The sequence below is a fragment of the Streptomyces sp. NPDC005648 genome, assembly GCF_040605395.1.
GTDB lineage: Bacteria > Actinomycetota > Actinomycetes > Streptomycetales > Streptomycetaceae > Streptomyces.
Window position 1 is genome coordinate 1 of the sequence record NZ_JBEXCS010000165.1, and the last position, 10,099, is coordinate 10,099.

Genomic DNA, 10,099 nt, shown 5'->3' on the forward strand with positions numbered 1-10,099 from the left:
GAAGGCCACCTCGATCTGGGGCACCCCGCGCGGGGCGGGCGGCAGACCGGTGAGGTCGAAGACGCCCAGCTTCTTGTTGTACGCGGCGATCTCCCGCTCGCCCTGGTACACCTGGATGCCCACGGAGGGCTGGTTGTCGGTGGCCGTCGTGAAGATCTCCGAACGCCGGGTCGGGATCGTGGTGTTGCGCTCGATGAGCTTGGTCATGATGCCGCCCTTGGTCTCGATGCCCAGGGACAGCGGGGTGACGTCGAGCAGCAGCACGTCCTTGACGTCACCGCGGATGACACCGGCCTGCAGGGCCGCGCCGACGGCCACGACCTCGTCCGGGTTGACGCCCTTGTGCGGGTCCTTGCCGGTGAGCTCCTTGACCAGGTCGGTGACGGCCGGCATCCGGGTCGAGCCGCCGACGAGGATCACGTGGTCGACCGCCGAGAGCTTGATGCCCGCGTCCTTGACCGCCTGGTGGAAGGGCGTCTTGCAGCGGTCGAGGAGATCCGCGGTGAGCTCCTGGAACTGGGCCCGGGTCATCTTCTCGTCGAGGTGCAGCGGCCCCTCGGAGGACGCGGTGATGTAGGGCAGGTTGATCGTCGTCTCGGACGAGCTCGACAGCTCGATCTTCGCCTTCTCGGCGCCCTCGCGCAGCCGCTGCAGCGCCATCTTGTCCTTGCCGAGGTCGACGCCGTACTGCCCCTGGAACTTCTTGACCAGGTGCTCCACGATCCGCTGGTCCCAGTCGTCGCCGCCCAGGTGCGTGTCCCCGTTGGTGGCCTTGACCTCGATGACCCCGTCGCCGATCTCCAGCAGCGACACGTCGAAGGTGCCGCCGCCGAGGTCGAAGACCAGGACCGTCTGCTCCTCGCCGCGGTCGAGGCCGTAGGCGAGGGCCGCGGCCGTCGGCTCGTTGATGATCCTGAGGACCTTCAGGCCGGCGATCTCCCCGGCCTCCTTGGTCGCCTGCCGCTGCGAGTCGTCGAAGTACGCGGGTACGGTGATCACCGCGTCCGTGACGTCCTCGCCGAGGTAGGACTCGGCGTCCCGCTTGAGCTTCTGCAGCACCCGCGCGGACAGCTCCTGCGCCCGGTAGCGGGTCCCGTCGATCGACCCCTGCTCGGGGAAGCGCCAGTGCGCGTCGCCCATGTACCGCTTCACCGACCGGGCCGTGCGCTCCACGTTCGTCACGGCCTGCCGCTTGGCGACCTCTCCGACCAGCACCTCCCCGTTCTTGGCGAAGGCCACGACCGACGGTGTGGTCCTGGCCCCCTCCGCGTTGGCGACGACGGTGGGTTCGCCGCCCTCCAGGACGGCCACCACCGAGTTCGTGGTACCGAGATCGATCCCGACCGCACGTGCCATCTCCGTCCCCTTCCGCCAGGGCGCTTCCCAGACTCCAGCACAAAACTTGAGTGCGCTGTTGTCAATGCCGCGTAGGTCCCGGGTTCCGTCCCGGGTACCCCGGAAAACGCCGGTGCCGCGCCCCGGTCTCGGGGGACGCGGCACCGTGGCCGTACCGGTCGGGCGATCAGGCCAGCTTGGCCGAGAGGGTGATCGTCGTGCCGGCCAGCGCCTGGCTGACCGGGCAGTTCTTCTTGGCGTCCTCGGCGGCGGCGACGAACGTGTCGTTGTCGATCCCGGGGACCGTCCCCTCGACGGTGAGGTGGATACCGGTGATGCCCTCACCCGGCTGGAAATTCACGTCCGCGGAGGTGACGAGCTTGGTGGGCGGGGTGCCGGCGCCGTTCAGGGCGTGCGACAGCGCCATGGAGAAGCAGCTGGAGTGCGCGGCGGCGATCAGCTCCTCGGGGCTGGTCTTGCCGTTCGCGTCCTGGGAGCGCGAGGCCCAGGTGACGGGCTGTGCCTCGATGGCACCGGAGGAGTCGAAGCTGACGACACCGCTGCCCTCGATCAGGTTGCCTTCCCAGACGGTGTGTGCGGAGCGCGTGGTTGCCACGGTGAATCCTTCCGAATCCGGATGTTTCTCGGGACCCCATCCGATCACATTCCGGCTCATCGCACCCGGAAGACCGGCCCACGCGCGGTGAACGGCAGCCGTGCCCCCTGGGGGATCAGATACGCGTGCTCGCGCCGCACCCGCAGCACGTCGCACCAGCCGTCCGTGATCACGAGGAGCGGCGCGCCCGGCGGGAAGTCGTCGGCCCGCTGCAGCAGGTCGATCCCGGGCTGCAGGACCGTGCCGCCGCGGCCGTGGACCCGGACCCGGCCGGCGATCTCCGTGACCGGCAGATAGCCCGCGTCGTGCGGGGCGGCGTCGCAGAAGACGACCCGGGCGGCCGGGACGTCACGGGCCTCGGCGTACGAGGCGATCGCGCCCAGCGCCTTGCCCAGCAGGGTGACGTTCATGGAGCCGGAGGTGTCGAGGACCACGCCGAAGGTGCAGCGGGCGATCTCCTCCGGCGGGTAGTAGTGGCCCGCGCGCGGGATGCCGGGCGTGGCGGACTGACGGCGGGAGGGGCGGGCGTACGTCCGTACGGGCTCGGGTCTGGGCACGAACTCGTCGAACCAGCGGGCGAGCCGGGCGTCCCAGGGCAGGGGTGGATGGCTGAGGGTACGGATCTCCTGGACCAGGCCGGCCGGGAGGTGGCCGCGTCCCTGCCGCTGGTGCAGGTCCAGGCCCTGGGCGAGGCCGCGCCGGTAGAACTCGTCGAGGTCGACGTAGTCGCCGGGCGGCCCGAGCGGGGTGCCGAGGATGTCACCGACGCCCTTGCCGCGCGGGGTGGCCAGCCGGCGTATCCGGCGCAGGTCGCCGGCGAGACGGTCGTAGACCTCCTCGGAGGACAGGCCGGTGAGGGCGGGGTCGTGCAGCAGGCCGTCCGGCATGGTGCCGATCCGCATCTCCACGAGCCAGCCGTTGATGACGTAGTCGCAGGCGACGTTGAAGAGGTAGGGGTCGCGGGCGCCGCAGCGGTCGCCGTGGCGGAGGGCGGCGTGCAGCATCTCGTGGGCGAGGATGAAGCGCCACTCCTCGTCGTCGAAGTGGCGCAGCGGATTGAGGTAGATCTCGCCGGCCTCCGCGTTCACCGCGGCCACGGAGATGCCGTGGGCGCGGGCGAGTTCGGCGTCGGCGACGAGCTTGACGCCGGCCGCGACACCGCCGAGCAGCGGGTACGAGGAGACGAACCAGCTCAGCGCCCGCTGCCACGGGCGCTGCGGGGAGAGCTCGCCGGTGAGGGAGTCACGGCGGCCGCCCGCCATGTCCATCGCCGCGGACACCGTCCGGGTCAGCGCGGTCGCGAACGCCAGCTGATGGTCCGGGGGTTGCGCCCAGCCGGACCACGGCACGAGCAGCTGGTCGGGTACGCCGACGGCGGTACCGCAGCTCTCGTACGCGGGCGGGAGCCCGTCCCGCCGCCAGCGTACGGCGAGTTGCTCCTCGTCGCCGTCCGGGTAGGAGGCGGGGAGCGATTCCGGGGTCTGGCCGACGGGGAAGTTCAGCAGGAAGCGGTTGACCACGACACAGCGCGCGGCGATGTCGTGGCGGTCGGGCTGTTCGCGCGGCTGCGGGCCCTTCACCGCGGGGACGTGACCGAAGCCGAGGTGGAGTACGGCGTGCGCGAGGGCCCAGGCCCAGGCGCCGGGGTCGGCGGTGGGGGTCCCCCCGCGCGAGGTTGTTCGAGCGTGGGGGAGGCTGGGGTGGACGTGCAGGTCGCCGTCGGAGTCGACGACCACCAGCCCGTCGCGGGGGGCGAGTTCGCACTCCTCGCGTCGGCAGACGCCGAACTCCACCGCCGCGAGCGCCGGGTTGGCCCGCACCAGCCGCAACCCCTCGGCAAAGGCCTCCGCCGCGAGATCCCGCTTCTTCTCCCCCTTGCCCTTGGTACGGCCGCTCATCGCCGCGCCTCCACCAGCCGGGGCATGTCCCGCGCCGCCTCGATGAGGAACCACGAGGGCAGTACGGGGTTGCCGTCGGCGTCGGAGGCGATCACGGTCTGGGCCACCTCGACGGAGATCTCGGCGAGCTGGACCAGCAGCGACTTGGCGCGGTACGCGGTCTGCCGGCCGTTCGCCGACATGTGCTCCTTGCTGACCGGGAGTTCCTTGATCAGCCGGCCGCGGAAGGACTCGGCGAGGTAGTAGAGCAGATCGCGGTCCGCCGGCCCGCCCGGCCAGCGGGCTTCGCCCTTGATGATCGCCTCGATGCCGAACCGGCTGCGCACGATCTTGACGTAGCCGCAGAAGGCGGTGGCGTGGGCGGGCGTCAGCGTGCCGTGGGCGAGGACCTTCAGCGTCTCCTCGTCGAGGTCGCGGCCGAAGGAGTGCAGGGCGTCGGAGAGCATGTGCCAGGAGCGGGGCGTGGAGAACGGCTCCTCGGTCTTGGGCGGCTTGGACCACAGGTGGTCGGGGCGGTCGGTGAGGTGGTCGAGGATCCAGGGGTGGATGCCGTGGTTCGCCGCCCAGGTCAGCCAGTCCCCGGCGGACGCCTCCAGGTGGACGTGGGCGAGGCGGTTGACGAGGGCGGAGGCGATCGGACGGGCGAGGGCGTTGTCGGTGGCGCGGTTGCCGGCGCCGATGACGATCGACCCCGTCGGCAGCTCGTAGTTGCCGATACGGCGGTCGAGGATGAGGGAGTAGAAGGCCTTCTGCACGTCCGGGGTGGCCGCGTTGAGCTCGTCCAGGAACAGGCAGTACGGCTCGTCGCGGGCGATCGCCTCCGGCGGGCAGAACACGGACCGCCCGTCACGGATCTGCGGCACCCCGATCAGGTCCTCCGGCGCGAGCTGGGTGCCGAGCAGGCTCACGCACTCGAGGCCCAGCGACTCGGCGAACTCCCTTACCAGGGAGGACTTTCCGATGCCGGGCGCGCCCCAGAGGAAGACCGGCCGCACGGTGGCGAGGCCGAGCAGCAGTTCGGGTATCCGGGCGGGCGTGACGGTGACGGCAGCCTGCAACGCAGGGGCTCCTTGGGGGTGTTCGAGGTGTTTGCGACTCGGACAGTGTGTCCCCCGGCCCCGTCGGGCGCAGCCGAATTTCGGGCGGCCTTCAGGCGGCCCGTTCCTCCGGCCGCGTCTCCAGCGGCACCTGGGGCCCGTCCGTCTCGCGCAGCCAGCGCCGCAGCACCTGGTGCACCTGCTCGGCGCCGACGAGTTCGCACCCCTCCTCGACCGGCGCGGAGAACACCACCGGCGACAGCAGGAACGGCCTGCCCTGCGCACCGCCGAGCCCGCCGTGCGAGCCGATCTGCTCCTCGAACGCGAGGACCTCGCCGTCGGCCGGGTCGTGGAAGGAGTTGACCATGATGTCGGCGGTGTGCGGGAAGGAGTGTGTGCGCCGGACCGCGTCGGCGGCGCCGGGTCCGAAGGCCTCCAGCGGGCCGCGTCTGTCGTCGAGCCGGTCGAGCGGTATCTCGGCGCCGTACGCGCCGAGCAGCACTCCGCCGTGCTCCTCGCTGCGCACGAGCAGGAAGCCGATGCCGGGATGGTTGGCGAGGGTCGTCAGCAGGGCGGGGTGGCGGGCGTCGATCTCCTCCTTGCTCATCCGGTGGTGCACGTCCGGGAAGGAGACCAGGCCCAGGTTGCCGGAGGCCAGCACGATCGGCTCCGAGTGGTGCGAGGGGCGGTGCTGCTCGCGCCGCTCCTCGACCGGCCGGCGCAGCGCCGCGCGCACGGCGGCACGGGCCTCCGCGCCGCTGTGGGTGCGCTGGGCCTTGCGCGGTACGGGCAGCCCGCAGCCGGCCCGCACCAGCTCGCCGAGGCCCAGGCCGTAGCGGGCGCGGAAGGTCTCCCCCGGGCTCTGGCCGTGGTCGGACAGGACGACGATCCGGTACGGCCGCGGGGCGTGCTCGGCGACGTGCGCGATCAGCGCGAGGGAGCGGTCGAGACGTTCGAGGACCTTCTCGGCGTCCCGGCTGCGCGGCCCGGAGTGGTGCGCGACCTCGTCGTAGGCCACCAGGTCGGCGTAGACGGCGGTGCGGCCGGCCAGCAGGTCGCCCATCACCGCCGCGACGACGACGTCCCGTTCGACGACGGTCGCGAAGGCGCGGACGAAGGGGTAGAGGCCGCCGCGGGAGACCCGCGGGCGCTGCTTGCCGAGCACCGCCCGGGTGGACTGGCCGATCTCGCGGCCGACCTCGGCCACGAAGGACATGGCGGTGCGCACGGCGTTGGCCGGGTCGGAGAAGTAGGCGAAGTAGCCGGCCCGGGAGCGGTTCTCGCGGCCGCGCCTGCGGGTGGCGATGGACAGGACCAGGGCCTGTTCGTCGGCTCCGCCGCTGAACAGGTTGCCGCGGCTGGCCCCGTCGGCGGTGAGCAGTCCGCCGTCGCCGGTGAACTCGACGGCGCGGCGCTGGAGTTCGGCGGCGCTGGTCGGGCGGTTGCAGACCATCACCTCGCCCCGGTCCTTCTCGTACCAGCGGAAGGCGGGGATGTCGTGGTTGGAGCCGTGCAGGATGCCGAGCTGGCTGGCGCCGGTCTGGCTGGACCAGTCGGTGCGCCAGGGGGTGAGCCGGTGGGTGGCGTCCAGCCAGGCGGCGACGGTGGGCATCAGCCCCTTCTTCACGGCGTCCACGAGGACGTCGTGGCCGACGCCGTCGAGCTGCAGGAAGACCGTGCCGGGGGCGGAGGGGCCGGGCGGCAGGCGTCTGCGGCGGCGGTCGGCGAGACGGTAGAGCCGGCGTCGGTAGGCGTCGTCGTCGCGGACGGCCAGGGCACCGCCGGTGGCGGAGGCGACGGCGGACATCACCGCGGCGACGACCACGGCCGTCTCGGGCGCGGCCTCGGCGCTGCTGGCGGGGTTGAGGCGCAGGGCGACCAGCAGCAGGGAGCCGTTCAGGACGAAGACGAGCAGGCCCAGTACGAGGGCCGGCACCAGCAGCAGGAGACGTACCAGCAAGGGCCAGACCAGGGCCGACAGCAGACCGAAGGCTCCGGCGCCGAACGCGGCGGTCACGGCGATGTGGGTGGCGCTCTCACCGTCCGGGGACTGCAGCCGGAAGTCCGGCAGGATCCCGGCGAGCACGAGCATGGTCACGGTGGACACCGCCCACACGGCGACGCTCCGCCCGATCTGACTGGCCACCCGCCGCCACCGCACGCCCGCACACCTCACGTCCCGCCCCCCCACCACCACGGCCCCGACCCAAGCCTGTCATACGAGCCTCGGCGTCGGTTTCCCGCACGGAGAACGCCCGCCCACCGAGCATGGGGTTTCCCACTCTGCCGGGGCGTGCCGGGCCTCCTGGGGGCTAGCGGCCGTCGTAGCCGGCTGTCGGCATGGAGAGGCGGCGGTGGACCCGGGCCTTCATCTGGGCGTCGTAGCACGGCTCCGCGGAGCCGACCGTCTCCACCCGCACCCCGCGCCGCGCGCACTCCGCGGTGAACTCCTCGACGGAGGACAGCGCGCTCTCCAGGACCCGCCGGCTGGGCGCCACGAACAGGTCGATCCCGGGCCGGACGCCGTCCCACAGGACGCAGTGGTCGGCCCGCAGCCCTCGCACCAGAAGCTCCCGGCTGACGATGTACCCGCGCTCGGCCGCCCAGCGCGCGCACATCGCGTGCTGGCTGCGGGAGTCCACCAGGAAGGGATCTGCGTCCAGCTCCTCGAGCGGCGTCAGACTCGCGATCGCCGTGACGCGCACGCGCATCGGTCCCATGGCGTCCCCCTCACCTCCGGGTTTCGCCGCCGACCCTACTCCAGCCCGTAGGCTTCGGGGAGTCGCGCGAAGGAGGCAAAGAAGGTGCCGGTGGAGATCACCTGGTGGGGTCACGCCACTTGCACGGTCGAGGACTCGGACGTCCGTGTGCTCACCGACCCCCTGTTCGCCCGCCGTCTCGCCCACCTCCGCCGCCGCAGAGGCGCGCTGCCACCGCCCGGCGCCCGACGCGCGGACGTGGCGCTCGTCTCCCATCTGCACGCCGACCACCTGCACGTTCCCTCGCTGGCGCGGCTCGCGGAGGGCACGCGCCTGCTGGTGCCCCGGGGCGCACCCCGGGCGGTGCCGGGGCTGCGCCGGCTCACCCACCTCCACATGACCGAGGTGGCCCCCGGCGATGTCACCAGGATCGGCGGTGTCGTCGTACGAACCGTGCCCGCGCGGCACGACGGGCGGCGGCTGCCGGTCGGCCCGCACCGCTCCCCCGCTCTCGGGTACGTCGTCGAGGGCGAGGGGCGGACGTACTTCGCCGGGGACACCGGGCTGTTCGACGACATGGCGAAGGAGGTCGGGCCGGTCGACGTGGCGCTGCTGCCGGTGGGCGGCTGGGGGCCCTACCTCGGGGAGGGGCACCTGGACGCGGGCCGGGCCGCGTCGGCGCTGGCCCGGCTGGCGCCGCGCAGCGCGGTGCCGGTGCACTACGGCACGTACTGGCCGATCGGGATGGACGCCGTGCGCCCCCATGAATTCCACGCGCCCGGCGACGAGTTCGTGCGCCTCGCGGCCGAGCACGCGCCGGAGGTTGCGGTGCACCGGCTCGGGCACGGGGAGAGTGTGCGGCTGGAGGTCGCTCGGTGATGGAGCTGGCGGTCACCGTGACATCGACCGTGCCGATCGAGTCCACGCAGCAGGCGATCGGGTATCCGTCGCTGTTTCTGCTGGTGCTGTTCGGGGCGCTGGTGCCGGTGATTCCCACGGGGGCGCTGGTGAGTTCGGCGGCCGTGGTCGCGTTTCACCAGACGGCGCCGTTCGCTCTGGCGCTGGTGTTCGTGACGGCCGCGCTGGCGGCGTTCCTCGGGGACGCGGCGCTGTACTGGCTGGGGCGGCGCGGGATGAGGTCGAAGAACGGGTCGCGGTGGCTGGAGGCGATCCGGTCGCGGGCGCCGGAGGAGAGGCTGACGCAGGCGCAGGAGAAGCTGGCCGAGCACGGGGTCGCGGTGCTGGTGCTGTCGCGGCTGGTGCCGGCCGGCCGTATCCCGGTGATGCTGGCCTGTCTGATCGCCGAGTGGCCGATGCGCCGGTTCGCCCGGGGGAACCTGCCGGCCTGCCTGGCCTGGGCGGCGACGTACCAGGTGATCGGCATCCTGGGCGGGTCGCTGTTCAGCGAGCCCTGGGAGGGCGTGGTGGCGGCGGTCGCACTCACCGTGCTGGTCAGCGCGGCCCCCGCCCTGTGGCGACGCATCCGCCGGACGACGACTGCCTAGGCGATGACTGCCTAGGCCAGCACCCGGGATCCGCCCACCGGCAGGTCCCACAGGTCGTCCCGGTCCAGGCCCGCCTTCTCCCATGCCTCCCGCACCCGGGTGAGCGGTTCGAGGACCGGCTCCGCCGACAGGACGAAGGTGCCCCAGTGCATCGGTGCCATCCTGCGCGCACCGACGTCCTGGGCCGCCCGGATGGCCTCCTCCGGGTCGCAGTGGACGTCGCTCAGCCACCAGCGGGGGTCGTAGGCGCCGATCGGGAGCAGAGCCAGGTCGATGCCGGGGTAGCGCCGGCCGATGCGGGAGAACCAGTGGCCGTAGCCCGTGTCGCCCGCGAAGTAGACGCGTTGGCCGTCCGGGGCCGTCAGGACCCAGCCGCCCCACAGGGAGTGGCAGGTGTCCGTGAGGGTGCGCTTGGACCAGTGGTGGGCGGGGACGAAGTCGAAGCGGACCCCGTCCAGTCGGACCGCCTCCCACCAGTCGAGCTCGGTGACGGTGGTGAAGCGGCGGCGCCGGAACCAGGCGCCGAGGCCCGCCGGGACGAACACCGGGGTGTCGCGCGGGAGTCGGCGCAGGGTGGGGGCGTCCAGGTGGTCGTAGTGGTTGTGGCTGATGACCACCGCGTCGACGGGCGGCAGTGACTCCCAGGGGATGCCGACCGGGGTGACACGGGCGGGTGTGCCGAGGATACGGCGGGACCAGACCGGGTCGGTGAGGACCGTCAGACCGCCGACGCGGACCACCCAACTGGCGTGCCCCGCCCAGGAGACGGCGATCGTACGGGCGTCGACGCGGGGCAGTGCGGCGGGGGCGAAGGGGAGCCGGGGGATGTCGGCGAGGCCCTCGCGGCCGGGGCGCACGGAGCCTTCGCGGGCGAAGCGGGCCATGGCCTTCAGGCCGGGGAGCGGTGCGGTGAGGCGATCGTGGAGGCCTGGTGCAGCAGGGCCGCGCCCGGGGTGCCGCCCGGGAGGATGAAGGACCGCAGCTTCTCCAGCCGCTCGTTGAAGCGGTC

General features: G+C 72.6%; 9 protein-coding genes and 1 pseudogene. 2 read left to right on the top strand and 8 right to left on the bottom strand.

Annotated elements, in window-relative coordinates:
- The 6 genes from dnaK to ABZT17_RS44055 all read right to left on the bottom strand — a co-directional run.
- Positions 1-1,356 (bottom strand): molecular chaperone DnaK (gene dnaK, locus ABZT17_RS44030; RefSeq protein WP_356357810.1); only part of this gene is annotated, 1,356 nt, incomplete at its 3' end.
- A 166-nt stretch (positions 1,357-1,522) separates the two neighbouring features.
- Complete coding sequence (locus tag ABZT17_RS44035) at positions 1,523-1,951, bottom strand: OsmC family protein (RefSeq protein WP_356357811.1); 429 nt, start codon at positions 1,949-1,951, stop codon at positions 1,523-1,525.
- 56 nt (positions 1,952-2,007) lie between these two features.
- Positions 2,008-3,849 (bottom strand): hypothetical protein, encoded by a 1,842-nt coding sequence (locus ABZT17_RS44040; protein ID WP_356357812.1) that lies wholly within the window; start codon positions 3,847-3,849, stop codon positions 2,008-2,010.
- Positions 3,846-4,907 (bottom strand): MoxR family ATPase, encoded by a 1,062-nt coding sequence (locus ABZT17_RS44045; protein ID WP_356357813.1) that lies wholly within the window; start codon positions 4,905-4,907, stop codon positions 3,846-3,848. The genes ABZT17_RS44040 and ABZT17_RS44045 overlap by 4 nt, the downstream gene beginning before the upstream one ends.
- 91 nt (positions 4,908-4,998) lie before the next feature.
- On the bottom strand, positions 4,999-7,002 hold the full coding sequence (locus tag ABZT17_RS44050; RefSeq protein WP_356357818.1) for an alkaline phosphatase family protein: 2,004 nt from the start codon (positions 7,000-7,002) through the stop codon (positions 4,999-5,001).
- A 196-nt stretch (positions 7,003-7,198) separates the two neighbouring features.
- A complete protein-coding gene (locus ABZT17_RS44055; RefSeq protein WP_356357814.1) occupies positions 7,199-7,606 on the bottom strand; it encodes a hypothetical protein in 408 nt (135 codons plus the stop codon).
- An 84-nt stretch (positions 7,607-7,690) separates the two neighbouring features.
- Here ABZT17_RS44055 and ABZT17_RS44060 point away from each other — a divergent pair, with 84 nt between their 5' ends.
- Positions 7,691-8,464, top strand: a complete 774-nt coding sequence (locus ABZT17_RS44060; protein WP_356357815.1) for an MBL fold metallo-hydrolase — start codon at positions 7,691-7,693, stop codon at positions 8,462-8,464.
- Positions 8,464-9,090: a VTT domain-containing protein gene (locus tag ABZT17_RS44065; protein WP_356357816.1), complete on the top strand. Its 627-nt coding sequence runs from the start codon at positions 8,464-8,466 to the stop codon at positions 9,088-9,090. The genes ABZT17_RS44060 and ABZT17_RS44065 overlap by 1 nt, the downstream gene beginning before the upstream one ends.
- 11 nt (positions 9,091-9,101) lie before the next feature.
- Here the strand turns inward: ABZT17_RS44065 and ABZT17_RS44070 are convergent, their stop codons facing one another.
- Positions 9,102-9,974 (bottom strand): MBL fold metallo-hydrolase, encoded by an 873-nt coding sequence (locus ABZT17_RS44070; protein ID WP_356357817.1) that lies wholly within the window; start codon positions 9,972-9,974, stop codon positions 9,102-9,104.
- Between the two features lie 32 nt (positions 9,975-10,006).
- Positions 10,007-10,099: pseudogene (locus ABZT17_RS44075) on the bottom strand (ATP:cob(I)alamin adenosyltransferase); the annotation flags it as partial.

Coding starts and splice junctions, on each gene's coding strand:
- ABZT17_RS44040 (WP_356357812.1), bottom strand. CDS start 3,849: ATGAGCGGCCGTACCAAGGGCAAGGGGGAGAAGAAGCGGGATCTCGCG.
- ABZT17_RS44055 (WP_356357814.1), bottom strand. CDS start 7,606: ATGGGACCGATGCGCGTGCGCGTCACGGCGATCGCGAGTCTGACGCCG.
- ABZT17_RS44065 (WP_356357816.1), top strand. CDS start 8,464: ATGGAGCTGGCGGTCACCGTGACATCGACCGTGCCGATCGAGTCCACG.
- ABZT17_RS44070 (WP_356357817.1), bottom strand. CDS start 9,974: ATGGCCCGCTTCGCCCGCGAAGGCTCCGTGCGCCCCGGCCGCGAGGGC.